The organism is Dysgonomonas sp. 520 (assembly GCF_010501095.1).
Lineage (GTDB): Bacteria > Bacteroidota > Bacteroidia > Bacteroidales > Dysgonomonadaceae > QVMP01.
On sequence record NZ_QVMP01000004.1, the window covers coordinates 130,218 to 156,255 of the forward strand.

Annotated in this window: 28 protein-coding genes and 2 pseudogenes; 3 read left to right on the plus strand and 27 right to left on the minus strand. The window is 38.4% G+C overall.

Features of this window, described 5'->3' with window-relative positions:
* Positions 1-6 precede the first annotated feature (6 nt).
* The 6 genes from D0T56_RS03560 to D0T56_RS03585 all read right to left on the minus strand — a co-directional run bounded on the left by D0T56_RS03560 (position 7) and on the right by D0T56_RS03585 (position 8,360).
* The gene (locus tag D0T56_RS03560; RefSeq protein WP_163318756.1) at positions 7-1,509 is read right to left on the minus strand and encodes an O-antigen translocase; all 1,503 of its coding nucleotides are present in this window, start codon (positions 1,507-1,509) and stop codon (positions 7-9) included.
* 36 nt (positions 1,510-1,545) lie between these two features.
* Entirely contained in the window at positions 1,546-2,325 is a 780-nt protein-coding gene (locus tag D0T56_RS03565; RefSeq protein WP_163318757.1) for an SDR family oxidoreductase, read from the minus strand.
* A gap of 111 nt (positions 2,326-2,436) precedes the next feature.
* Positions 2,437-3,816 (minus strand): DKNYY domain-containing protein, encoded by a 1,380-nt coding sequence (locus D0T56_RS03570; protein WP_163318758.1) that lies wholly within the window; start codon positions 3,814-3,816, stop codon positions 2,437-2,439.
* Positions 3,817-3,819: 3 nt separating this feature from the next.
* Positions 3,820-4,464, minus strand: a complete 645-nt coding sequence (locus D0T56_RS03575; protein ID WP_163318759.1) for a hypothetical protein — start codon at positions 4,462-4,464, stop codon at positions 3,820-3,822.
* Between the two features lie 84 nt (positions 4,465-4,548).
* Positions 4,549-5,034 (minus strand): low molecular weight protein-tyrosine-phosphatase, encoded by a 486-nt coding sequence (locus D0T56_RS03580; protein WP_163318760.1) that lies wholly within the window; start codon positions 5,032-5,034, stop codon positions 4,549-4,551.
* A 440-nt stretch (positions 5,035-5,474) separates the two neighbouring features.
* Positions 5,475-8,360, minus strand: a complete 2,886-nt coding sequence (locus D0T56_RS03585) for a triple tyrosine motif-containing protein (RefSeq protein WP_163318761.1) — start codon at positions 8,358-8,360, stop codon at positions 5,475-5,477.
* 351 nt (positions 8,361-8,711) lie between these two features.
* On the opposite strand from D0T56_RS03585, the gene bglX reads away from it, so the two are divergent.
* Both bglX and D0T56_RS03595 read left to right on the plus strand, forming a co-directional pair.
* Complete coding sequence (gene bglX, locus D0T56_RS03590) at positions 8,712-10,913, plus strand: beta-glucosidase BglX (RefSeq protein ID WP_255491026.1); 2,202 nt, start codon at positions 8,712-8,714, stop codon at positions 10,911-10,913.
* A gap of 541 nt (positions 10,914-11,454) precedes the next feature.
* Positions 11,455-12,873: a T9SS type A sorting domain-containing protein gene (locus D0T56_RS03595; RefSeq protein ID WP_163318763.1), complete on the plus strand. Its 1,419-nt coding sequence runs from the start codon at positions 11,455-11,457 to the stop codon at positions 12,871-12,873.
* 82 nt (positions 12,874-12,955) lie between these two features.
* Here D0T56_RS03595 and D0T56_RS03600 read toward each other — a convergent pair whose 3' ends face one another.
* The 9 genes and pseudogenes from D0T56_RS03600 to D0T56_RS16875 all read right to left on the minus strand — a co-directional run.
* A complete protein-coding gene (locus tag D0T56_RS03600) occupies positions 12,956-13,726 on the minus strand; it encodes an IS982 family transposase (protein ID WP_163318764.1) in 771 nt (256 codons plus the stop codon).
* A gap of 136 nt (positions 13,727-13,862) precedes the next feature.
* On the minus strand, positions 13,863-14,636 hold the full coding sequence (locus tag D0T56_RS03605) for an AbiH family protein (RefSeq protein WP_370458782.1): 774 nt from the start codon (positions 14,634-14,636) through the stop codon (positions 13,863-13,865).
* Positions 14,629-14,832: a hypothetical protein gene (locus D0T56_RS03610; RefSeq protein ID WP_163318766.1), complete on the minus strand. Its 204-nt coding sequence runs from the start codon at positions 14,830-14,832 to the stop codon at positions 14,629-14,631. Before D0T56_RS03610 ends, D0T56_RS03605 begins: the two co-directional genes overlap by 8 nt.
* Positions 14,833-14,918: 86 nt before the next feature.
* Entirely contained in the window at positions 14,919-15,764 is an 846-nt protein-coding gene (locus D0T56_RS16705; RefSeq protein ID WP_255491019.1) for a hypothetical protein, read from the minus strand.
* Between the two features lie 173 nt (positions 15,765-15,937).
* Complete coding sequence (locus D0T56_RS03620; RefSeq protein WP_255491020.1) at positions 15,938-16,588, minus strand: hypothetical protein; 651 nt, start codon at positions 16,586-16,588, stop codon at positions 15,938-15,940.
* Between the two features lie 2 nt (positions 16,589-16,590).
* Complete coding sequence (locus D0T56_RS03625; protein ID WP_163318767.1) at positions 16,591-16,947, minus strand: hypothetical protein; 357 nt, start codon at positions 16,945-16,947, stop codon at positions 16,591-16,593.
* Positions 16,944-17,345: a hypothetical protein gene (locus tag D0T56_RS03630; protein WP_163318768.1), complete on the minus strand. Its 402-nt coding sequence runs from the start codon at positions 17,343-17,345 to the stop codon at positions 16,944-16,946. Before D0T56_RS03630 ends, D0T56_RS03625 begins: the two co-directional genes overlap by 4 nt.
* 100 nt (positions 17,346-17,445) lie before the next feature.
* Entirely contained in the window at positions 17,446-17,727 is a 282-nt protein-coding gene (locus tag D0T56_RS16585; protein ID WP_185153829.1) for a hypothetical protein, read from the minus strand.
* A 93-nt stretch (positions 17,728-17,820) separates the two neighbouring features.
* Positions 17,821-17,952 (minus strand): annotated as a pseudogene (locus tag D0T56_RS16875) (hypothetical protein); the annotation flags it as partial.
* Positions 17,953-18,139: 187 nt separating this feature from the next.
* On the opposite strand from D0T56_RS16875, the gene D0T56_RS03640 reads away from it, so the two are divergent.
* Entirely contained in the window at positions 18,140-20,848 is a 2,709-nt protein-coding gene (locus D0T56_RS03640; protein ID WP_163318769.1) for an FG-GAP-like repeat-containing protein, read from the plus strand.
* Between the two features lie 481 nt (positions 20,849-21,329).
* Here D0T56_RS03640 and D0T56_RS03645 read toward each other — a convergent pair.
* The 12 genes and pseudogenes from D0T56_RS03645 to D0T56_RS03700 form a co-directional block, all read right to left on the minus strand.
* Positions 21,330-21,629, minus strand: a pseudogene (locus D0T56_RS03645) (N-6 DNA methylase); the annotation flags it as partial.
* Entirely contained in the window at positions 21,629-22,252 is a 624-nt protein-coding gene (locus D0T56_RS03650; RefSeq protein ID WP_163318770.1) for a hypothetical protein, read from the minus strand. The gene D0T56_RS03650 and the pseudogene D0T56_RS03645, both read right to left, overlap by 1 nt.
* A gap of 130 nt (positions 22,253-22,382) precedes the next feature.
* Positions 22,383-22,973 carry a tyrosine-type recombinase/integrase gene (locus D0T56_RS03655; protein WP_163318771.1) on the minus strand — a complete coding sequence of 197 codons (591 nt, stop codon included), beginning with the start codon at positions 22,971-22,973 and terminating at the stop codon, positions 22,383-22,385.
* A 6-nt stretch (positions 22,974-22,979) separates the two neighbouring features.
* Complete coding sequence (locus tag D0T56_RS03660; RefSeq protein WP_163318772.1) at positions 22,980-23,219, minus strand: hypothetical protein; 240 nt, start codon at positions 23,217-23,219, stop codon at positions 22,980-22,982.
* A gap of 5 nt (positions 23,220-23,224) precedes the next feature.
* On the minus strand, positions 23,225-23,755 hold the full coding sequence (locus D0T56_RS03665) for a hypothetical protein (RefSeq protein ID WP_163318773.1): 531 nt from the start codon (positions 23,753-23,755) through the stop codon (positions 23,225-23,227).
* Entirely contained in the window at positions 23,742-24,215 is a 474-nt protein-coding gene (locus D0T56_RS03670; RefSeq protein WP_163318774.1) for a hypothetical protein, read from the minus strand. Before D0T56_RS03670 ends, D0T56_RS03665 begins: the two co-directional genes overlap by 14 nt.
* Positions 24,212-24,430: a hypothetical protein gene (locus tag D0T56_RS03675; protein ID WP_163318775.1), complete on the minus strand. Its 219-nt coding sequence runs from the start codon at positions 24,428-24,430 to the stop codon at positions 24,212-24,214. Before D0T56_RS03675 ends, D0T56_RS03670 begins: the two co-directional genes overlap by 4 nt.
* A gap of 2 nt (positions 24,431-24,432) precedes the next feature.
* Positions 24,433-24,588, minus strand: coding sequence for a hypothetical protein (locus D0T56_RS03680; RefSeq protein ID WP_163318776.1), 156 nt, complete (start codon positions 24,586-24,588; stop codon positions 24,433-24,435).
* Positions 24,589-24,590: 2 nt separating this feature from the next.
* On the minus strand, positions 24,591-24,872 hold the full coding sequence (locus tag D0T56_RS03685; protein WP_163318777.1) for a hypothetical protein: 282 nt from the start codon (positions 24,870-24,872) through the stop codon (positions 24,591-24,593).
* Between the two features lie 4 nt (positions 24,873-24,876).
* Complete coding sequence (locus tag D0T56_RS03690) at positions 24,877-25,242, minus strand: hypothetical protein (protein ID WP_163318778.1); 366 nt, start codon at positions 25,240-25,242, stop codon at positions 24,877-24,879.
* Positions 25,243-25,246: 4 nt separating this feature from the next.
* The gene (locus tag D0T56_RS03695; RefSeq protein WP_163318779.1) at positions 25,247-25,534 is read right to left on the minus strand and encodes a hypothetical protein; all 288 of its coding nucleotides are present in this window, start codon (positions 25,532-25,534) and stop codon (positions 25,247-25,249) included.
* Complete coding sequence (locus tag D0T56_RS03700) at positions 25,531-25,926, minus strand: hypothetical protein (RefSeq protein WP_163318780.1); 396 nt, start codon at positions 25,924-25,926, stop codon at positions 25,531-25,533. The genes D0T56_RS03695 and D0T56_RS03700 overlap by 4 nt, the downstream gene beginning before the upstream one ends.
* Positions 25,927-26,038 lie beyond the last annotated feature (112 nt).

The window sequence follows — 26,038 nt, forward strand, 5'->3', positions numbered from 1 at the left end:
ATGAATTTAATTTCTATTTCTGCCGAATGGAATACGTAGTTTTATATCTTTCAAGATATCCTTTATATTGATTATTTTGTTCAGCTTGTAAAGGGAATATGTGATGGAAAGGATAAAGATGACCGAAGTTGTCAGGTAAGCCGGAATCCCGTCCAAACGATGCATCATGTAGAATGAGACAAGGATGAAGGAGAAGCTTATTAATGACATTGACAATATTTCGGATGTCCATCTGAATCGGCACAAACGGTTCGACATGATCAGCATACAAACCAGGTAGAAAGCATAAGACAGTAAATATCCGATTCCCACAGCATCAAGTCCGTAGTGGGGATATAGCAGGTAAGACGCCAGCAGATATACAATATAGAATAATACTTCGGAATAAAGATACCATGTACCTTTGGTCTTGGCCAGCAAAATGAAACCCATGGGCCATGATATAACCTTAAGGAAAGTGCCCAGAATTTGCCATTGCAACAATGATGTTGCAGATACAAATTCGTGTGAATACAAAGCTATCAACGCAAGTTTCGAGAAAAGGATCATTCCGACGATAAGGGGTGTTGCGGCTATCAATACTATGAAGGTTTGCTCATTGACAAGACGTCGGGTGGCGACATTTTTATTGATAATGCCACTTAACCGTGGAAAAAAATCAGAACCCATAGATCGGAGTATGAGCATAAGATAAACCCCTGTAATTGTCCATACTGCCTGAAACAGACCGGCTGCTTCCAGGCTGACGTTGTTGCTGATGAAAGAGCGTATGACAAACATGCTCACGGTAGCGCATACACTTGCCGAAACAACAAAAAGTCCGAGTTTGAGAATCTTTTTTCCTTTCCTCAGAGCAATGGCTGAGGAGGTAGGGATATGTTTGATTCGTAGTTTGTTATAGTATCTTTGTGTTATCAGGAAAGTTGCTATACTGCCTAACACTAAGGATATGGCGATCCCCTTTAATCCTAGAAAGTAATAGATGGGGACAGATAAGAGTAGGCTCGATGTATTGGATATAATGTTTGCTTTAACAAGGCTCGGTATTTGCCTCGTGCCTTGTATGACAATTATTTGTCCGAGATTTAGCAGGGTAAAAAATACGGCGATCGACAATAGCGCTATCGGCAATGTGTATTCTCCCGATTCGAAAGCCCAAATGCTGATTGGGTAGCAAAATATTATACATACAAGCGAACCGAAAATGGATGCACCCAGAATCCACCATCTTATCACGGCTACCAACTCTTCCAGCTTTGTCCGGTCGTGCGTACTGTTGATAGCAGCAACCTCCCGAATACCTCCCGTGTCTATACCCATGCAAGCAATTGAGCGCACCATATCAACAATTGACTGGTATATACCAATTAGCCCCACTCCGGTACTGCCAAGCAGTAATGCGATAATTTTCGATCTGGCAAATCCGATAATAATGTTTATCAACTGCGACCCGCCAAATATACTGGTAGATTTTATAATTTGCTTATATGAAGAATTCTGTTTATCCAAAACTTGGTATTGTACTTTCTTGACAACAAAGATAAACTAATCCTGAATTTTATCGAGCCATTTCGAAACCTTTTTTCTTTCTCTTGCCGAGTAAATGTTTAAGAATAAGGGAAATGCCCTACCAATAGGATAAATGAACCTGAAAAATAAGGATGGAAATATCTTCTTTTTGTTTTTCTCTATTCCTTTAACAATGGCTTTTGCCACCGAATTTACACCCTGTGCAGGATAAGGAAGAGGCGTTTGCTCTTGCCCTGTTGCCTTGTCAAAAAAATCGGTTTTGGTTGCTATCGGATAAACGCTTATGAGGTTTAAATTCTTGCTTTGCTCGTACCTGTAAGTTTCCATGAAATGATGCAAAGCTGCTTTTGTTGAACAATACAAAGAGTAGGCAGGCAAAGAGATCATGGCTACGCACGATATGGTGCTGACAAAAGTCTTCGGAAAATCTCCTTCCATCATAAATTTCTCTAAAGAATAGACAGGTGAAAACACGTTGACGGAAAAAATAGTTTCGATGTGTTGCCAATCGGGTTTATTTAGTTTCTCCAAATAGGCAAAACCTGCATTGGCGATGAAAATATCGGTATTGCCAAACACTTTCTGCGAGAAGTTGAATAAACTGTCAACACCCTCCTTGTTGCCGATATCGGCAGAGAAAGGGATAATCTTATCTTCAATGACCGGAATTTTTTCTATGTGTCGTGCAACCGCAATTATCTTCACATTTTCGTACGAAGACAAAAGGCAAAGAAGCTCCTTGCCTATTCCGGAAGAAGCTCCTGTCAAAATTATGTTTTTTCCCTCAATTTGCATATACTTCTTGGTTCTTCAATAAAGTATTATATATGATACCGATAGTACATTTAGAGCTTAGGGGGCAAATTCTGTATAATAAAATTTATACCAACACAGCATGCGTTGGCATTAATAATTTATATCATCACGTCGGTTCACTTCTTCTCCTTCGTTCCTGATAGCCCAAGTTGTATTCTTATCGGCATAGTTTCTCTCGTCAATTTTCACGAAAGTGGGGGCATGGGCACCTTCCAATATCGCATATCCGTCCTCTTTTGTTGCTTCCTTGTTATCCGATTTAAGGTTTTGGGTTAAATAGAAAACATGATTTTTATCTTTCGCCACATTCCATGATAAAATTTCGAACGAGGCACGGTCAATATCAGGGCAAGGGCGGATTTTATCCCACGGACTGAAATAGATTGTGTTTTTATCGGCATACCAATAGTTATGCTCCAGATTTTCGAACGATGCAATATCCAATCCCGGTACTTCTATCTTTTTCAGCGGATCGCCACCTCCTATGATTTGAATTTCAAGCTGATAGAGGCTGTTTTTATCCTTAAAGAAAGTTGTTGTATATTTCCCCACAGACTGAAACGTTGCTTTGTCGTAGTCTCCTTCCAGTGGTACTATCCGGTTCTTTTTGTATAGGTGTGAAGTCTCGAAATAGACACCGTTCTTGTCCATATAAAAAGGTTCCCTCAGGCATTGAAATGTTGCACGGTCTGCCCATTCCAGAATCTGGTCTTTGTAATAAACATGGGTTGAATCGAGCAACACATGATAGCTGATTGTTCTCGCTTCTTCCGGCTTCACACCCACCAATTCGGTGCTACCAAAATATATTTTACCTTCCTTGTTTTCGTAAAATGCTTTCGGGTTGATGAAAAAAGGCAGTATCAGAGCTCCTAAAACTACAATACCTATGAGGGCAACAATCAGGGATGTCTTCTTCTTCGAAGATTTCTCCCTGTCTCGTACTTTTCTTATTTCCTGACTATTGTTTTGCGCAAGGTCTTTATTGATATATTCTATCCAGGCATTTCCGGCTTTATCGCTTCTATTTGTGACTTCCAGATTCAGGTGATTCTTAATTTCTTCAATTATGGCGGTTATTGTTTCAGTCTGTCCAACTGCGTAAAATTTGGCAAAAATATTGCTTTGTCCTGATGCGAAAAAAATAAGTTCGTCACCATCAACCACTTTGCGATTCTTCAGCATAACAATCTGGTTCAGTGGAGAAGAATTTATCAAATTGTTGTTTTGCAATATTGAGATTTTATCTTCCGAGATGTTGATTGTATATTTTTTCGCAAGCAGCTTTTTTAACAAAACACTTCCTACAATTAAAACCAGACCGAGGGCAATAAGTGCGTAAGTGCCATATCCGCCCTGTATGAACCAGGGAGCGGAAACTGTAGCAATGGGTATCAAGATAATAAAAACGGTTATCAGTATGGCTGCAAATGCCTTTTTGTTAAAACTTTTAAGTTCAAATGTTTTCATGATTTATCGGGGTATTGAATCGGGGTTATAGTAATAATATGTTGTTGATAAATAGATTTTTGTCAGAATTTCATCTTTCAGCATTTTCCGGAGTTGGACTTTCGTATAGAAGGTTTGTCCGTGTGTATAATTTTCCGGCTCATCAATGTAAGATACGTTTTTATTTGTAGAGAGGCGGTTTTCACGAACAAGAACAGTATCACCTCTTACACCATCCACATACATACATGTTTTTTCTCCGTTGTCGAGTTTGTAGACAATTACCTGCCCTTCTGTTATTTTTTCTATTTTAGTCAGAAGACTCTCCTGCCTGTCTCTCGAATCCGAGAATATTAATATAGCAATAGACATGAAGAACGCCAAAATAAGGAATGTCCCTATGAAATGATAAAACCTACGATTGGTGCTTTTTCGTAAATTCTCCGCTTCTTCCGCAATATTGGGAAACACGGAAGCATAATACTTTTTTTCGCAGACCCCACAGGATACCAGAGGTATTTTTGCGCCGGACCAAGATGGGATGAACATTATATGGCTTACCTTTGATACAATTTCAAGCCGCATATTGTTTTTTGCGCCACATCCGGGACAGGTTTCACCGGGTAAGTCTTTTCGCTTTAAAGTCTTGTAATAGTGCCCGTATACCATAGTCTTGTAAAGTTATTGTATAGAAATATGTTCGAGACACAAAAATAGAAAGAACTTTTGTGTAGGCAAAAGATAGGAGGCCTTTTATGAAGAAACTATTTCTTTCATCAGTCCATTGCAAGCGTCTTCCAACAGGTCTAACACCAATTCAAAACCATCCGCACCCGAATAATAAGGGTCGGGGATATGGTCGTGCTGATACTTCATCGAAAAATCTACCATACGGAAGACTTTCTTCTCCGATTCGAGATCGGGTGCTAAGCGGAGAATGTTGTGGTAGTTGCTGTCGTCCATAGCGATGATCATATCGAAATCGTCAAAGTCTTTGGCGGTGAACTTTCTGGAAAGCGAGTCGAACTTATACCCTCTTTTGCTTCCATGCTTGCGCATGCGTGAATCGGGCAATTCGCCATTGTGGTAGCCTGATGTTCCGGCCGAATCAATTTCGATCTTGTCATTCAGGTTGTTTTTTTCGATCAGGTACTTCATTATGCCTTCGGCTGCCGGCGATCTGCATATATTGCCGAGGCAAACAAAGAGGATTTTGTGTTTCGATTCGTCTTGATACATCTTACTATTTTTTATAATTAAAGCAAATCAGTAGTTAAAATAGGATCTTTTTTATTCGACGTTCTTTCTGGCGCACTTTCTTCGAAAGTTTGCCTTCGATCAATTACATTAGTCGTTTTACATACGCTTCGCTCCTGTGACCGTTGGTTGTCGTGACTCGGCATAATCAAAACAAATTTTGCTTCTGCTCTCGCTACTTAAAACGTTGAATTATTTTCGATATTTTGTAGGGGCGAATAAACATTCGCCCGTATATATTTTTCTTTTCGGGCGTAAAATTTTACGCCCCTACTTTCGGGCAGACTAGAAGCCTGCCCCTACAACGACTAATGTAAACCAACGTTTTTATTATAGAAAATCCAAATACAGATTAGCATAATTAAAGCCAATCAGTAATTGAAAAACAAAGATACAGACATTAGATAAAAAACAATTCTACATCAGAAATTTTGCAGAAAATCAGTTAAATTCACATCCCGCTCCAAGTCCATCTTCTTGCGAAGCCTGTACCGGCTCATTTCCACACTTCTGAAAGTCATATTCAACAAAGGAGCGATCTCTTTCGAACTTAGTCCCATTTTCAGGTATGCGCAAAGTTTTTTGTCATTTACTGTCAGGGAAGAAAAACGTTCGCTAAGCCTTTTCAGGTAGTTTTCGTAAACCATATCGAAGTTTTCCTCAAATTTTTTCCAGTTATCGTCTCTTTCTATATTGAGTTTTATGTCATGCTGCATTTTTATCAGCTTCTTCTTTATGTCGGTCGATTCGTCCGAATTTTTCAGCGCAGAAGAAATTTTGTCGATATTTTCGTTTATTTCTTGCAAAATCTCATTTTTTCGGATCAAATTCATGGTCGAACTTGCCAATTCCTGCGATTTATGCCGTAAATCGTACTGCAAACGCTGATTTTTGAGGGCAATTATTTCTTTTTCCTTCTCTCTTTGTTCTTCCAAAAAACGTTCTTCTTGCTCATCCATTTCTTTTTGTTTCTGAGCTTCCATCATCCGGGCGCCTTTTTCCGATTTCTTTTTTACGAACAGGAACAACAGGATAATCAAAAACAGAGATAATAGAGCGTAAACGAACAATGCCAGAGGACTTTCGTACCACGGCGGAAGTATGGTGAACTCGAAAGCGGTTTCCACAACTTCCTGCCCCAACTGACTTTGTGCCCTAACCCTGAATGTATATGTTCCTTTGGGCAATTTGGTATATTCTTTGACATTGACAGACGAGTATTGCGACCAGTCTGTATCATAATTTTCGAGTATGAAGCTGTAAGATACCGAGTTGTCATTCCTGAACTCAGGGGCAACAAATTCAAACCTGATAGAATTGTGGCTGTAACTGAATTCAGGTATTTCGTTCTGAGCAATTTGATACCCGCCGACTATGGAGTCGTTTTCGTTTGTGATGAAGATATTTCGTATCGCAACCTTAAACATGTCGGGTATATTGGAACTTCTGCCTTTCAAATCGAGCCACGCAAACCCGTCGGTTGTGCTGATAATCATTGTTGAATCATTTATCTGGTTGAAATTTTCGAATCCCGAATTCAATTTTTCTTTGAGAGACGAAAATGTGCTGGTATTCAGAACAAAGTTTCCGTTCGGTTTCCTATTGGCTACATTCAGCGAGTTGGCGGTCACACACCAGATATCGCCTTTGGGAGATTCGTAAAGCCTCACCGAATTCGGCTGTATACTGAAAAGGTTCTCCATTTTATCAGAGTGTTTCAGGTTGTTGTTCGTTTTGTCATATTCGAAGAAACCGCCGCTGCTGGATATTATTATTTTATTATCAATTTTGAATACTGCATTTTCACGGTCTGTATACAAACCCTTATTTGTTCCGAAACTTTCCGATTCGACACTATCCAGCGCATCGTTCAATCGCAGTTTCGATATGCCCTTCAGCCAGTGGCTAAACCAGATGCTGCCATCGTTGTCTATCTCGAACATACCGCCATTGTCGGTATAGTTGTTTATATTGTTCGAGAATTTCCATTCGTTGTTCACTTTTTTCAAAATGAAAAATCCCTGGTAAGAAGACCCGATTATATGTCCCGGATGCGATTTAAGTTCCTTTATGGCCCATGTTCCGCTGATGCCATGCAATTGTTTGGCTTCGTTTCCGTTTATAATAAACAAGCCGTGGTCTGTTCCGCAAAACAGGGTATTGTCAATTTCGGTCAGACACCACACTTGCCCTTGCATTCGGTTTATTAATCGTACGTTGAGTGGTTCGGGCGTTGTCCTTAAAGGGTATGATGTGGCATATAAACCTTGATTCGTACCTAAGTATAATGTATTCCCCTTAATGAATGAGGCATATCCGGAACCATATTGCTGATCGTTTCCGAAAAGGTCGTAGATGGGAGAATTAATCATAACATAGTCAATGCCTTTGTCCAATCCCAGCCACAAATTGTTTTGCCTGTCGAAAGCGAGACTGAGTATGGTGTTGTTTTGCAATCCGGAGTGTATATTGGAGTACACATTGCTGTTATTCTTCAAATCCTTTACCACCAGTCCGTTCATAACCGTCCCTATGGCCAATTTTGAATCGTTGATGGCGGCGCAAAAAACCTGATTTTCTTTCATAAACTCATCAATATCGGTCTGAAAAGGCATCACCTTTTCTCCATCGAAAATGAATATGCCATGAAAATCGGTAACAAAGAGTATGTCGTCCTTGCTGTATGGCAAAATAGCACAGATTCTTTTGCCCTTTAGTATATCCGAATTCGGAAGTGGCAAAAAGATGTCTCCGTTCAGCATAGATACACCGTCATTACCGCTTGCTATCCACAATATATTATATATTACGTTCGAACAATCTATTTTGTTCGGATAGTTTATCCGTTTTATCTGGTCTGCCTTGTAGCAGAATACTTCATTTTCTCCCCTGAAAAAAACAGCATCGTCTATTTTATGAATTTTCCATATTTCCCTGAACTCTTTGTCGGAAGAAGGTATTTTATCCACAAGCGAATGATAAGACAATATACCATATTCGTTACGTGCATAATAGCCGAACTCGTTATGAGCTCCGGCATATATTCGGTCTTCTTGTTTGTCATAATACAAGGTGCGGACATTTGTATGATTTCCTATCGGATAAATAGCCCAACGGTTTCCGTCGAACTCGAGTAATCCGTTATTATTCGCAAAATATATCCAATTGTTCTGATATTGTATTATGTCCCAACTTTGGGTTCCTGCTTTTGTGTCTCTTTTTTCAAAATTGCGAACCGACGGATAGATAGCATAAATGTTGATTGGAAATAGAATAATAACCAAACATATAACGGCAAACTTTTTCATATCAATGCTTTTTGATATTAGTATTAACTAAATGTTAAAATGATTTTTTTAGCCCGATTTTCGTATACGATTTTACGTCTTTTTTCTGAGTGTAACACATGATGAAATATGTTATAAAGCAGATACATTTGTAATGTATTAATTATTAGGTATATAAAAATGGGTATGTAGAGGTCATGTTGAGTTTTTATTGTCTCCGAATTGAGTTTTTGTGTGTGGGTTTTTGGGCTTGGTTTTATGGATCTTCAATAATTTTGCTTCAACCGAATATGTCTCGAAACAAATAAAGTTTAACTAAAAAATACAATATCACTTAAAACTATGACTACAAAAAAGATCTTCATTTTCGGAATGATAGTATTTTCTCACTTGTTGTCTTTTTCTCAACAGAAAGACCCGACAGAAAAGAAAATAGACGAATTGTTGTCGAAAATGACATTGGATGAAAAGATTGGTCAGATGAACCAATTGACAGGATTGGGACTGTCTGATGACATGGTTTCTTCTATTCGTGGAGGAAAAGTAGGATCAATTCTGAACGAAATAGATGCCAAGACAGTAAACAAACTTCAACGTATTGCAGTAGAGGAAACTCGCTTGGGAATACCTTTGGTGTTTGCCCGCGATGTTATCCACGGTTTCAAAACCATTTTCCCTATACCGTTGGGGCAAGCTGCCAGCTGGAATCCTCAGGTGGCTGAAAATGGAGCCAGAGTAGCAGCCATAGAAGCATCTGCAGCCGGTATACGCTGGACGTTTGCTCCTATGATTGATGTTTCGCGCGATCCTCGTTGGGGGCGTATTGCCGAGTCGTGCGGAGAAGATCCTTACCTGACTTCGGTGATAGGTGCTGCAATGATCAAAGGCTTTCAAGGAAACGACTTGTCCAGCCAAACATCTATGGCGGCATGTGCCAAGCATTTTGCAGCTTATGGAGCAAGCGAATCGGGTAAAGATTATAACACAACATGGATTCCGGAGTTGCAACTGAGAGAAGTATACTTTCCTCCGTTTGAGGCTGCAATCAAAGCAAATGCAGCAACATTTATGTGTTCGTTCAACGATATCAACGGGGTTCCTTCGTCGGGCAGCAAATTTTTGAACTACGATGTTCTGCGTAAAGAGTGGAAATATGACGGTGTTTTGGTGAGCGATTGGGAATCTATCGGTCAAATGATACCTCATGGCTTTTCAGCCGATTTGAAGGATGCAGCTCTGATAGCAGCCAATGCCTATGTGGATATGGATATGATGAGTTTTGCTTACATAAACTATTTGAAAGACTTAGTGAATTCGGGTAATGTTTCGGAAGCCATTGTAGATGATGCTGTTCGTAACATATTGCGCTTGAAATTCAGGTTAGGATTATTTGATAATCCATACACACCGGAATATGACGAATTGCCTTTCTACACGGATGATGCTCTTCAGAAAGCAAAACACGCCGCTATTGAAAGTGCCGTTTTGTTGAAAAATGATAAAAATGTGTTGCCTTTGAACGGAGTAAAAACTGTTGCGGTAGTGGGCCCGTTATTAGATTCTCAAGCCGACCAGTTAGGCACATGGTGTTTCGACGGCGAACCTGCGCATAGCGTAACTCCTCTCACTGCAATTAAAAAGGAATATGGTAAGAAATACAATATCGTAGCGGAAAAAGGGTTGACTTATAGCCGTGACAAAAGTGCGGAAGGAATAAAGAAAGCTGTGGAAGCAGCTCAAAAAGCAGATGTTGTAGTAGCTTTCGTAGGCGAAGAGTCCGTTCTTTCGGGAGAGGCTCGCAGCAGGGCGGATATCAGTCTGCCGGGTGCTCAGGGCGAACTGATTTCAGCTCTGAAGGCTACGGGAAAACCAGTTGTTATGGTTGTTATGGCAGGTCGTCCGCTTACTATTGGAAACGAAGTGTCGACGGCTGATGCAGTGTTGTTCTCGTTTCATGGCGGAATAATGGCAGGCCCCGCTTTGGCTGACCTAATATTTGGCGAGGCAGTTCCTTCGGGCAAATTGCCGGTGACTATTCCCCGTATGGTTGGACAAATACCTGTTTATTATGCTCATAAAAACACAGGCCGTCCGGCAAATAATATCGACTTGATAGATGATATTCCTGTTGGCGCACTGCAAACTTCAATTGGTTTTACAAGTTACCATCTTGATGCGGGGGATAAACCTTTGTTCCCATTCGGCTTTGGATTGTCGTATGCTACATTCGATTATTCGGATGTTAGATTATCAAAAAATACTATCTCAGGAAACGAAACATTAACAGTAGAGTGTGATGTGACAAACTCAGGGAAAATTGATGCACAGGAAGTGGTTCAGTTATATATACGTGATAAAGTTGGTTCTCTAGTCCGTCCGGTACGTGAATTGAAGGATTTTCAAAAGATAACATTGAAATCCGGCGAAACAAAAACAGTCAAGTTTGAATTAACAAACGAACAGTTAGCTTTTTGGAATGCCGACAAGGTTAAGCGTGCCGAGGCTGGAGAATTTCAGGTGTGGGTTTCAACCGACAGCCAATCGGGAACACCTGTTTCGTTCTGGTATAAATAATGAGAATCAGTAGTTGAAAAGTGTTCTTTTATATTATATGATACCCTGCGCGGAATTAAAATTCCTTGCATCCCTTTTGAGTCGCCTACGCTCCTCGATTGTTAATTGACCAAAGCCTCAAAAGGAATCAAAAAGGCTTTCTGTGACCGAGGCTTCTTGCCGACCCACTATACAGCTTAATAAGCTGAACAAAAAATAACTCGCACCAAAAGACTGTTAAAATCAGAATGGTTCGGCTATGCTCAAACAGCTTTTTGTTCGTGTCGCTTATTTGCGCTGTGTGGGTACCCCGTCAATCAGCCAAATGTCACGTTTAAACCCGTCAGTCGAGACGGCATCTGCAGGAGGCGCGACAGTAAAAACAGGTCGAATAGAAAAGAACATTTTGTTATAATAAACCCAACTACCGATTGACATCAGTAATAAATAAGAGTAATCTTGACTTTTTCAATGCGAATATTTAAAGTCAAAAGAGTCAAGATTACTTTATAAAATAGAAAACACTAAACCAATCTTAATACTAACTTAAATTAATTAGATTATGAAAAAAATTAACTTTTTATTACTATTTGTTGTAGCAACAGTATTAAACTTGTCGGCACAAATACCTTCTGAATATTGCGGGTATCTGATTAAGCCTGAGAATAATCCTAAAGCAACTGCTTATATTACTTTTGAAACAAACAGTGAAGGTAATATTGTTATTAGTATTGCTCCTTATGATGGAGACAATAATACTTACTTCAGAAATTCGGGATGGGTTGATGGTATAATCAATGATATTACAGTAGATGGGGATGCAAGTGGAGCTCCTTATTTTGAAAGAACAATCGGAACACCGGAAGATCCCGATCAAGCGCCACAGGCACATGGATCTGCATCTCAAATAACATTGAAACCTTTGGCAACAATTGCTCAGGGAGCTAAAATTGTTATTAACGGTGTTTTGGAATATGAAACTTCAATGGATGACAATTTATGGCCAACAATAAAGTTTGAGTACACTTATGGAAGTAATTGCCAAAATGTACCAGCTATTACAACTACAGTTGATGCAATATCTTTCAGTCCGGAGCAAGGTGTACAAACATTTAAACTTTCAGGAGAAAACCTGACAAGTGATATTGTACTTGCTTATTCAAAAGGACTTACAGTTACACCTTCAACTATTACGCCGGAATCGGATGGAAGCATCACCGATAAAACAATAACAGTGAAATGGGAAGGTGGAGCATCAAATCCTTATTTAAATATCTCAGGTGGAGGTATGTTAGTAAACAATAATAAGGATATTGATATCACAGCAACTGGTTTTTCTGAATTCTGTAACAAGATTATTTCTCAAGGTAATAATGGAACACAATTCCTGGCTTATGCTACTGCAACTACATCTTCTGACTTAAAGACTGTTACATTCGATATCGCTCCTTATAACGAAAATGAAAACACAAGATGGGCTAACAGTGGTTATCTTTTGAATAATGTTAAAATAAATGGAGTGGATGCAACAGGAAACTACCAAAAAGAATATGGAGAAACAAGTACCTCATTGGTGTTTAACAGTCCTCTACAAAAAGGTGATGTTCTGACAGTTGAAGGTGCTGCTTTTGTTTGGCAGATTTATAATGCAACTACCGGAGACGCTATTGAAACTAATGCTTTTATTGATCCAATACAATCTTATACAGTAGGATGTGATTGTAAGGCAGATACAACAACAGGCATCGCAAATGCCGTAAGCAATACAGAAGTAAAAATCTACCCTAATCCTGCTGTCGATACAGTTTACGTAGAGGGTGATGTAAACGAAATCGCAATTTTCTCTTTGCAAGGACAACAAGTATTGACCAACAGCAAAACAAACACAGTAGATGTGTCTGGTTTGGCTAGCGGATTATATATTGTTCGTGTAATTGATGGTTCAGGAGCTCAATCTTCTGCTAAATTGCAAGTTAAATAATAACTTCCTATCAAATCTATCAATAGGGTGTAACCGTTACAGGTTACACCCTGTTTTTTAGTAAAATAATTCAAGTTGCTATTTATAGTTTGTATAATTTATCGAATGTATATGCCCAGATGAAAGCAATAAGTTTAATCAAAAACCCAGTATCAGTTACCGCATGAATCTTTTTAGGCATATACTTAGCAATATCGGAGAAAGCAGTTTCCACTCTTTTTCTTCCAATCGATATCAGATACTCAGTACATGGATTGTGCGGATGTTTGGAATTATTCTTTCGGGCAGCTAGCAAGTTTACTCCATTATCAGCAAGCATTTCTTCCAACAGGTAATCCGTGTAGGCACAATCAGCCAACAATTCACTTCCTTCTGGCAGATTAACAGGCAGTTGTTTAAGTCCATCCAGGTCGTGCTTATTGCCTGTTGTAAAAGTAAATTCCACAGGGGTGCCATTCGAGGTAACAATCATATGTACTTTAAAACCATAAAAATACGTACGTTTGGATGCACAATAACCATGATATTTTTTACCTTTAACAAGCTTGGAGTTGATAATCCGTATGTTTTGGCAAACGCTTACCGGAAAACTGTCTATACAATAGGTCGTTCCTATATTCAGTTCCTTGACTGCTTGACCTACATGAAAGAAAAGTTCGCTAATGAGCTCTCCTATTTTATGCAGCCTTCGATTGAACCGGCTTTTACTAAGCATATCTGGCATGAGGCCTGTACAACGTACAAAACAAAGAGATTTCTCAATATTACCACTGAAATATTGAGCTGCGATCAAAACTACGGTTATGATTTCAGCATCGCAGGTTTTACGACTTTCAGGCTCTCTGTGATTCATAGATTTGAGTATATCATCAAAAAATACGTATATTGCAACGGTTTTTATAACCATGGTCAATCCTGTTTTGTGTGTTAGCACCGCAAAAGTAATGGATTGGCCTTTTTTATTAGAAAATTTTAAGTAGCAACTTAAATTAATTATTAGTATCAAGATATTTTATTGATTTTATATTCTCCAAATAACTATTATCATTTAGGTTTTCAATTTCTAAATATTCTTTTCCTAATTCGTCTCCATAACCAAATATTATAGGATTTTTATTATTTCCTAGTTCCCCATGAATATGGATGACATCTTGATTTCCAATATTATAATTTAAATATAATTTTTCAGTGTTTGTATAATTAAAATTTAAAAACAGGGTATTATTGGGAGTTAAATTAAAATGATTTTTTGCAATGTTAGGTCTTGAGAATTGTTTCTTGAACTCATTCAGATTTAAATCATTATATAAATCTATTTCTTTCATCGTTAAGGGGGATATCCCTAATTTATCCCAATCTTCTTTGCCTAAATTTTGTATTTTATCATGTTCAACTTTAGCTATTTCATCAAATCCAGTCTCCGTAAAATCTTTTAATTCAAATTCCGAATAAATAATAGCTTCAATATTGTTATCCTTATGTATATTAGAATTCTCTATAACAATTCGTAAATATGACTCTAAAAGTTCTTTTATTTTTGAAAAATCAGAATTTAATTGGGATATTTCACATAGATAATCTGTGTGAGGATTTATAAAGTTACTTAGAAATTTATAATATTCATTTTCAATATCTACCCAATTATTTATTGATGAAAGCCTTGAGATATGTTTCAAAAATTTATTCACTATATTGAATCTAATTCTAGCTTTTGTCCCATACAATGATTTCTTAAAAGAAGCAACTTGTTCTATATTACTTATATTTTCCTTTTATTGGTTTCATATGTATTTCAATCCTCCCGTCTTTTATAATAGAATCTATTCCCTTATATATGGGCATCTTTTCAATTCCTGCAAGCTTAAGGGCTCGTAATGTCAAATGATCTTCTAATAAAGTCAAATAATCTTTCTCAAGTAAACTGATATATTGATTAAGTTCTGTTTTTCTTTTTGCCATAACCTCTCTTTATGAAGTTTTAGTGCTTAAATTTTCCGATACAACAAACCGCAAGGTTGTGAATGCCAATAGCAGTAGTATTAAATCTATTTTTTCTTGTTGCCGAAGTCGGCAGGGATTTCTCCCAGCCGTTCATTCTCCCAGTACCTGATTTCTATTTTATCAACCTCCTCCGACATGGTTTTCAACAAGATTTCTGCCTTTTTAAGTGCAGGATAATTCTTCTTCGAGGCAGTCTTTTTATCTCTGACCCATGCGATTGCCGTTATGCTGTCCGTATATATAATTCGGGGTGAATAATCATTTTCTATAATGTATTGGATGGCTGTAACTACCCCTAAAAACTCGCCGATATTAACGGTTTTATTGCCAATATCTTTCAGAAAGATCTGTTCTCCTGTTTTTAAATCTATTCCCCGAAACCGGGTTAATCCGTATTTCGAGGAATGAGCACAATCGGTGGCAATTCCTGCATCAGGATAATTTTCGTCCTGATCATTTTTTTTCTTTTGAGAAATAATATCCATCCTTTCATTTATAATGCCAAGTACGCCCTCGATGGTTTTACTGGATGGTGATTTACCGGATAGAGGATCGAAGTAGATTGTTTTATTTCCAAATGAAACATTTACCTGATAGATGCTCTTTGTGACAATAACAGTGTCGACTCTGGCTTTAAACAATGCCGGTATGGCAGAAACTACAACATACCCATTACTTTGATGCATATTCTTCAGTTCGACATTATATAAAATATTGGGGACTACTGTACCTTTTAAGTCTTCAGATAATACGCATATTTTCTTCCCGAATATTGAATCCTCCCGGACTCCCTTCAATTTCTTCGTTTTAGAGTGACGTGAGACAAAACCGATCATTTCTCCCGTTTCCTCTGATTTCGCAAATTTTATTTGCGACTTTTCCAATGCCATAATTTCTTTTACTTCATGATGGAATCTATATCGAAGTCAATTAATAATCTTATAATCATTCAGTTTATTTAAAATAAGAACGCAAATTTATAGTATTAATTATATTGAAACAAGAAAATACCAGCTTTATTTTTTAGTGTATAATTATCGGTATATATAGAGAATAAACAGCTTCACCACACTCTTTCATCTTCGGAAAAATGACTGTAACGTTCGTCAACAGAAGATGTTGTATGAATTCCATAGCATTTCCAATAGCGATATATTCTGTCTTCTTTTCTTCTACGGCAATAAATATCTTCGTGACTGATATATTGTGCTCCCTGTTCAGTCCCGGCATTGAAAAAGACAGCCGGATTTTCAATTCTTGGATTGGGGCCGATGTATAAATCACACTTATCCTTTCCTTCAATGAATATATTGTGAAGGTGTATATCGGGATCGACATCGTAACGGATAGCAAATTCAGCAAAATCATATATGTCAGTTTCCAACAGACTGCCAAAATGAATAGGCGCATCGTTTTTCAGCCTTCCAAATGCATCCCGGATATTTTTCCGGCTTTTTATTTCTGCCAGCCGTTCCTGTGTAACACTATTCTTAGTTGCATACACCACCCTGAAACCGTTATAGGTGGAATCTGTTACGATTACGTGCTCCACGATTTCCCTGCTTTTGACGATGCTGTTATCCATCGGATCGATATCGCTGCCGACACAGGCTTTCACTATTCCGATAATAATAACCAGGATTATTACTACCCACAACCAGTTTGACATCAGGATGGACGCTATCAGATCAGCTTTATGTGCTTTATTACTCATTCTTAATCGTTTTTATTTGTACAAATATTACATTTGCCACTGTTTTTCTTTGATTGATAAAGGGAAATTTTTCTACCACAACAAGAACAATAGTATGATTTACCGTTTACTTTATTGTATATGAAGATCTCGATATAACTTTTTGAGACACCATACTTTGTTGCCAGGTCTGCCATTATACGGCATTTTTTATTTTTACCTTCTTGTACCAACCTATCGTATTCTGTTTTGATAAGAAGCGCTTTCGCTTGAGAATGCTTCAATAAATCTTTATCGGATAAACCGATCAATATATCGTTCTCAATACCTAAGATGCCGGATAGAATTTTCAGGTCATCTTTACCTAATGGCCTTTTCATTTGGCTTTACTTTTGATGATTGCAGCCAATTCCGATAAATTGTTGACCTCTTTGTTTTCGCCAAATATATTTCCTTCGGCGTTTGCATAATATACTTTGACGCTTTTGCCAAACTTGCAGGAGAAACGGCCAATTACTTTATTCTCTCTATTATAAACTTTGTAATAGCCACCTCTTATATGGAGTTTCATGGCACTAGCTGGATCAAGGTTGAGTTCTGGTAATCCGGACATCAGCTCATTAACGATGGGCTGCAATAAATCCGAAATGATACAAGGTGTTTTTATCCGTGGAATATTTTCCACATTCCTGAACTTACCCCGTTGAACCTTGTCTACTATTACGGATAGCTGTTGCCGCTTTACTTGAAAACCAGAAATGATTTGTTGTATTTGCATAATGATTATGGTGCTAGTAATATAATATGCTTAGTCTATAATGGAACTAATCAATATCAATTAAGAATAGATTGATTGAAATAATAATGTTTTTAATTTGTTAGGAGGGTCCACAACTTTCACCGAATGCTCCCGCCGGAAGTATCCATGACTCAGATTCCGGTATTATGATTGGTAGATTGTAATCGTAGCCGATGGCTAAATCTGCCAGTTCTTCCGTAATCGCGGTATAGGCTTTCCCTTTGTCTATCAGCTGCTGAAGTCCGCATTTCTGGTTAATCGTGCATCCGAATTCATCTTCCAACCGGATTAATTCGTCTATTTGTTTGGGGCTAATTTTTGCTGCACTGGCAAATTGATTTTTATTGCGTAGGCTAAGCACCTTACTATATTTCTATAGCAGGTTTCCAAGCACTCGCCTCCGAACCGTACGTACACATTCCTGCGTATACGGCTCTCCATTAATATTTTCAGTCTATAGCTTTCCGTCATGGATTTTCTGATGACAATCCAAACAAACGGCAATCGTTTTCCTACGGCGGGCAATCATGTGTTGCGCCCATTTACTCTTTCCTTTAATGTCCTTCATCTTTCTAACAATATGAAGGTTTTTCCTGATACAATTTAGCCAATATGATGCTGATTTTAAACGACATGTCCGCTTTTCTGAAATTTACGGTAATTTTTGAACAGAAAATATTACTTTTGTTTTGCAATAATATTTAACTCTTAGTACTTCCTTATTTTGTGTAAAATTTAGACCCTATTTACAATTCCTTAATATCGAATAATTTATGAAAATAAAACTATCCTTTATAATTCTTTCGTTGGTATGTTTATTTACAGTACAGAAAACAATTGCGCAAGTTTTGGCAGTTGATGATGTTGCATATGCTATTAGCGAAATACTGACACCTGTAAATGTTTTGAAAAACGACACATACCCATGTGCTACCCCAACACTTACAATTATTAGCCAACCTGCTAACGGAACGGTTAGCATAAACGGCGATATGACAATAAGCTACATATCCGACACCGGATTTACAGGAGCAGATATGCTTAGCTACCAAATTAATTGCGACGGAAATACGTCGACAGCCAATATAACCCTTCAGGTTTCTGGCAAACCTGATAACATTATCAATTCAGATTGTTATGTTAACCCGGTTGAGTCCGAAACACTTTCGATAATGGAACATTCCAACTATGGAAGTAGTAGAGTACACAGTATGACAACTCCTTTAGTTGCCAATCTAACAGGCGATGGCCCCGAAATAATTGTGCCAAGGCTCAAGTCTAATAGTGAGGCGTTTGGGTGTAATGGATTGGTAATTGTAAACGTAAAGAAAAATACGGTTAGAGAAGTAAATACGGTAAACTTTGCATCGCATGGTCAATCTATAGCAATTGCCGATGTTGACGGTGACGGGAAATGCGAAATATTTATTCAGTCGGCCAACGATAGCAAAATATACTGCTACAATCCGGATGGTGCATCAAAATCAGGCTTTGCTGTAACTCCGTCAACAAACGAGCACTATATTATTCAACTGGCAGATTTGAATGGCGATGGAAACGCCGAACTGATAGCCGGTCCTTATATTTTTGATGCCAAAACTGGGGCTCTTTTATTGCGCATGCTTTTTGAGGCAGGCGGAACGGGATATGGTAATCCACATCGTTTGGGTAAAAGTGTTAATTTAGCCTATGACGGTTGCTACTTTATGCCTGCCATAGGAGATGTTGATGGCGACGGCTATCAGGAGGTAGTTGCCGGAAGCATAATATATAAACCCGCTGCCGATTTTTCGGGCTATACCACAATCAGAGCAAACACAACCGATATACCCGAAGCCTTTAATGGGTATATGGATGGCCCTACCGTGCTGGCAGACTTTGATAACGATGGCTTGTTGGATGTTTGTGTTATTGGTTACCAGTCTTTGTCCGCAACCAGTCAGGTTCGGGTTCAATTTTATGTTTGGAGCCCAAGTACCAAAAAAATTATTGCTTGCTCTCCTTCTTGGGCTAGTAATGGGTATATCTCCATTCCTTGTGTAGGCGACTTGGATAATAATGGCTATCCCGATTTTGTTTTTAATCAACAAGGTACTGGTGTTGGTATGACGTCTTACCAGTATGACACAACCCAACCGGGGAATATAAAACAAAGATCTATTGTGTCGAACCTTTCCGAAACAGTGGGGCTTACTATGTTTGATTTTAACCAAGATGGAAAAGCCGATATTGTGTGCCGAAACGACAAGAACTTATATATAAAAAGCCTGAAAGAAGATGGAAGTAGTTACAAAGACTTAATTACCCCCATTATTGCATATTCGGGCACTGTTGCCGAATACCCTATTGTAGCCGATGTTGATGAAGACGGACAAGCCGAAATTATTCTTACCAGAGCTTTCGCACCATGGAATGGTTCCAATTTGCAGGGTATGGTAAGTATTTATAAAACCGGCGACCCTGCCAAACCCTGGCCATCCGCCCGCAAGGTATGGAACCAGTGGCCATACAACGGGACGAATATTAACGAAGATATGACTGTTACAAGGCATCCGGTATCTCCTGCCGCCATATTTTCCAACAACAAACAACCCTATAATAATTTTTTGGTGCAGGGAGCAATAATCAATCAAAACGGAGATGTTTTTGTCCAGATCCCCAATGCTACACCCGGCGTGATGGATTTTACACACAATGCGCCTGCCGACATGCTTACTATAACAATAAATGTTTTCAATCAAGGACAATCGGTGCTTACCACGCCTGTATACGCATCGCTTTATAGCGAAATATGTTTGCCCGAAAACCTTATCGAAACAGGTTCGTCTGCTGCAAATGTAAATCCCGGTGAATTTACCCCCATAACAATTACAGTAAATAATGCTGCCGCATTAATGTCGGCGACAACTGCTTTTGCCATCCGTGTAAACGATAATGGTGCAAATTACCCTGTACAGCCCGAATGCGATGACACCGATAATATAATAAATTTTAATGTTCACTCCATCGAAATACTTTATTCGGAAGGTGCAACAACCGACCCCGAACCGGGAGTATATTATGTGTTAGAAAATAACGACTTTTCGTTTACCACCCCTTATTTCGAAAATAATTTATTTAGAGCCAAGGCTGAGGGTGTAAATTCAGGGGACGAAGAAGAGCTTGTAGGCGAACTTATAGATGGTAACGCATACTATAAATATACAATCAGCCAAATTACGGAACCCTGGAAAATTATGCTTGAAAAAGACTTGACATTGGGCATTTTCGGAGATTATAAAATTAATAAATCGTCGGTTTGGGTTGGCGAAAATACATTGTACATAAATACCGATGCTGATGCAAGCGCATACATTTATTCAGTAGTTGGTTCGCTTTATAAGCAGCTCGACCTAAAGGCAGGTAAAACAAAAGAACCCATGAATAAAGGCATATACATTGTTGTTATTGCCGATAAGTATTATAAGGTAATAGTTAAATAAATAAACCCTTCTTGTACTTTATAATAAACAAACACAATAGGCTAAAAGGCGGTAAAACATTGAACTTGCCGCCTTTTTTATGCCCGGGCGGTATCTAAGTCGGTATTTTTATTTTGTAAAAACATTCATAACTGAACCCAAAATCTTCGCTGTGTTCAGCAAGACTGTTTAATACTTTTTCTGGATTTCTCATAATGTCTCTCACATTGTCCGTTAAACGTATTAAAATAATATTAACTGCTTCCCTTCGCCATGTACAAGGCTTTCCCTTGCTCGGACTACTACGGAAGCTCCGTTGCCGTTCCAGATATTCAGAGGCCGACCTCATAGCCTTTCGGCATTCCAGTTTAGGCAATCCCCGTTTTCTACATAATAACTATTAGCATGATAGATTGTCGGATATAACTTCCGTCCTTTATTACATATTGTAATTGTGTTGTGATAAGTTCCTGCTCTTTCTACTTTTCGGACGAAGAGTATCACAACACATATCCAGTATGAGTTCGGATGGTTCCGGTGAAACAAGTTCAACCATCGTCCTGCAAAGTTTGTGAGGTGTGAAGAATTGTCCCATCTCGAATTCCCGTTTCGCTTCGGCATATTCATTATAGTTGGCATAATCATCCATGTTGAGGTTATGCAATCCTCCGATACCCGTGTAAGAATTGTATATCTCTTCTTTGGAAAAATCCTTTTTTTGCCACTGTATTGCATTTAGTATCTTTTCGTTGATGGAGGCACGTTCTGATTGGGCTATTTTATTTTCTAAAATGGGATATATCATGCTTGTGCTTCCGGTATTTTAGGGGTTGGAGTAATAATGGTAAGTAATTTATCGCTACGGAAAATATAATAGGTGGTACTTGCTTCGTCAGCTTTTTGTTTTACTTCGTTCCATGAATGGAATTTTTCTGCCGATAATCGGCTATAATCAGAGTTCGGATCGTATTTGAAGACTTCCAGGCCTTCCATCAATCTATCTTTTTTCAATACCGATTGGTCAATAGTGCATATATTTTCTTTGTGTCCTCCTACAAGAATGTACCACTGATTGTTTTCGAACAGGAAACAACACTTAAGGCTTCCGCGTTCCTGTTTGTCAATCTTCTTGACAAACTCCTCTTCACCTGTAACAGTCATTGAACCGTGCTTTCCCGGGCTTAATTTCTTGTCACGAATCTTGGATTCACAGTTTACGACATCATCATCTCCTTTACTTTTATAGTGTGGAGAGGGGCCGAGCCAGTTCAGATTGCCCAGACTGATGAGAGTTTGTACTTTTTCCGATGTTTTATAGAAATTTCTTAGGGTTGCAACTATTCTGTCAAACTTTTGGGGGTATTCGTTTGATACTGATATATAGCGGATATTATCCGTCTGTTTTATTCCTATTAATAGACTCATATTTACTTTATTAATTATTTCTGATTAGTATTAAAGATTAGTGAAGAGCACTGTTTGAAGTTTGCTGGAAATGAAAAAAGCCACATCAACAATTTGTCAATACGGCTTCATTTTTAGATGACTATGATTATTAAAACTGGATGGAATTATATACTCCGTTTATTTCTTCTTGCCTCAATCCGATATATACTTTAGTGGTTTCAATACTGGAGTGGCGGAATATTGTACTTAAGAGAATCAGGGATTCAGCAGATTTGTTATTCTTTTCATAGACATACCGCCCAAATGTTTTCCTGAAGGTATGTGATGAAAAAGATTTGATTGGCAACCTATATTTTACGCGGAAGGTTTTCAGTTTCCGGTTTATGTACTCCAGAGAATAAGCCTTACCTGTTATGGGGTTAAGAATAGCATAATTGTTCACATCAGGATTTTCCAATAACTCATATAACTCCGATAGTTTTTCCTGTACACTGGGGTGAAAGGTTATTTCTCTGGTCTTTCGGGTTTTTATTTCGGTCCTTACCAGCTTATTCTTATTCAGAAAATCCTTCCACTTAAGATCGCGCACATCGGATGCTCTAAGCGCTGTACAAAATGACAGGCGGCAATAGAGTTCCCACAAAAAAAGCCTGTCATGATGCAGGCTTTCTGTTAATTTGTTGAATTCTTCTATCGGTAAGTAATCAGCCGTTGTAAGTTGTCCTTTGATTCGTGTCATAGGCAATTAATTTAATGTGGGTTTGAGAATACGCCACGAGCCGGAATAATAATGCCGTTGTTTGTCATCTATATTTTCACTGCAATCTTTGCCTTCAAAACTACCTTTCCGGATATTATCTGCAAGATGGTTCACAATCAATGCATATACCGGAAACGGGATTTCTTCGATTTCTTTATCAGGGTTGGAACAACTGAATTTAGCTTCAATTCGGTGGGTATAATGTTCTTCAATTATTGTATGCATATTTATTATATTTGTTCAGTTTCAGCTTTAGATTTTTCCCGTTTTTCCCTTTCTTCTGTCAGGTTGATTTCATTCAGTTTATCGACAGTTTCGTCAATAAGTTCAATGGCTTCTTCAAGATAGCCCATGTGGTCAATTGAAAAATCGTACTTGTCATATACTTGGATTCTCAGGTCTCCGCTCATATCCTGAAGCAAACCTATTGATGTGTCCAGAAATTTAAGCGGGTCCGGTTCTACTTCGGGAAGATTATCGTTTGGAACGATCATGCCGGTATAAGGGTTATGGATGGGTGTCATTGCAGTAGCTTCTGCTTCTACAGCAAAAATGCCTGTTCCTATATCGGAGAAGAGTTCGAGGATAAAGGCATTGTTTTCGAGGTAGTCCTTTGCCTGCTGTTCTGTCATACCGGATAAATGTACTAATTCATACATTTTGCGCTGATACAGTATGGGAAATGCTCCGGGAGTTATTTTCAGTTCGATGCTGTCTCCTTCAACTTCTTTTATTCTGAGGGGTTCGTTATTTACCTGCATAATTTCTTTCTCTGTTTTCGTATTTGTTGATTTGTTCCATCACCATATTGCAGAATATCTGCCCTTTGTTTCCATTGCTGCGGAAATATCCGATCATTTCCATGAAATCGAATTTGATGGTATATCGCCATTTAGAATAGAAGTGCCTGCCGTCACAACCTCCGAAGTATTTTATGAATAGTTCCTCTGTCAATGATTCGTCAATACTGTGGTTGTATTTCCACATAACAACACGTAGAATTGTTTTGTAATCGAACGGCTTAATGATGCGCCATGTTCCGGAATAACCGCCTGTTTCTTCTGCTTCGAATTGACCTTCGGGCACATCTGACAACCGGTTCATTATTATATTTTTGATGCAGTCGGGGATAAACTCCGGTGCCTTTTCTTCGGATTCGGTTATTGTAACCTCTATTTGATGCTGCAGGAACTCTTCCTGCAGGGCTATGTTTGTTTTCATCGTTTATAACTGTCTAAAATTTCTGTTTTATTTTTAATGGCTCTACGTACTTCGAAAGGAGATAACCGGCGGAAGTATTTACCTTTTATACAAAATGGAAGTTTTTTGCAGGATGCTTGTCTGGTCAGGCCGATACAGCCGGAACAAGCGTTTTCTTTTGCCTGACAAACTTCCAGAACATGTTTGTTGTAGCGGAATAGAGTGCCGATTTCCATATTTATAGATTAATTAGTTTGTAATCTCCGGTTTCTGCACGTCCGGTCATCAGGTATAAATAATCAAGCCAATTTGAAATGAAATCATATTGTTCATTCCAACACCGGCGAACCATCCTTCGTTCTTCGGAAAATGGCTCGTATAGAAGTGTTACCATACTTATTTATATTTTTCTAACAATGCTGAATACTCTTGACCTATAAGCCAACGGTCAGCAATGATATCTATCACGTTCATTGCTTGTTCTACCGTAGTTATTTTACTATGCCTAAAGAAGCAGCCAGTATGGGAAAAGTCACTGTTTGCTCCACAACTGAAAGTGTAAGTAAAGGGAGTTTTGTCGATAACGTAGATTCTTCCTCTGCGACATTTCCGGCTCCATACATCTTCTTTGACCACTTCGCGGTTATAATAATCATTTGTTTTTGTCCATGTTGCCATAATCTTAACATGTTGATGTTTTACCTTTGAAATCTTCGGGACCTTCGTAGTCATTATTGAGCCACTTAAGAGCATCTTCTTCAAACTCGAACTCCTCGACATTACAATTACCCGAGGTATTGTCGAAAGCAATGAACATATTTTTATCCTTATAATGCCCATCACATAATCCGTATTCGTTTACGGCATAATCACCATCAGCCAATTGATAGCGGGGCTTTCGGGGATATCCGTGTTCCAGGTAATATTCAAGTGTCCTGTAAACCGTCCGTCCCTCTTCGCCTAAATCCCATTCTGTATCGGGCTTGTAACAGACTTCCGCAAGAAGGTATTTCAACACTTCACGGGCTTTATCTCCTGTATATCTCATTATCTTATATTTTGGGTATTCCCAAGCCATCTTCAGCAATAATTTCCAGACTTGTCCAGAATAGTTGTTCGCAGTAATCATTCGACATTTTCCGGGCAAGCGTCTCCATATCGCAATCTTGCACATTCGAGACATCAAAGCCTTTATGTATAAGATCATCACGATGAACACTGGTGATGTGGAAATAAGGTAGTTCATTTTCAATACGCATTAGAAAGTCATTCTCTTCCTGAGTTCGCCCTTCTTTGCTCTTCAGATATTTATGTATATCATTTAATAGTGCCTGTCTCATATTATTTCATTTTCTTTAGGTTCTGGAAAGTATTCCGGATATTTATCGTATTTAGCCTGAGCCAGAGATTTTTTTTCCCAATAAAAATCCAATTCTATGCGACCATGTTCCTTCAAGTCGGAAAGAAGGGTATAGCCCAACTCGCTCATTTCTACATCACAGTTAAGGATTGCATAACAATAGAGTATATCATCATCACGGTTCCAGCTAAGTATAAACCAATCGCATCCGGCATAGAAAAAGTGTGCATGAACTGTTGTGGACTGCTCTTTATCTGGTATCAGATGAATTTGTTCTTCAAGATCATCAAGTTCACTCCGGTAAGCATCCTCATTTTCAGAAATAATATCCTGCTGAAATGAAGGCATGAATTTTTTGATTATATCTTTCATATACATTAGACATTATATTCAATAAAATTATATATGATTAAAAATCAATGAATTTGTAATTCTAAAATTATGCAGACCGCAAGCAATAATCATGACTAAATCGTCAAAACCA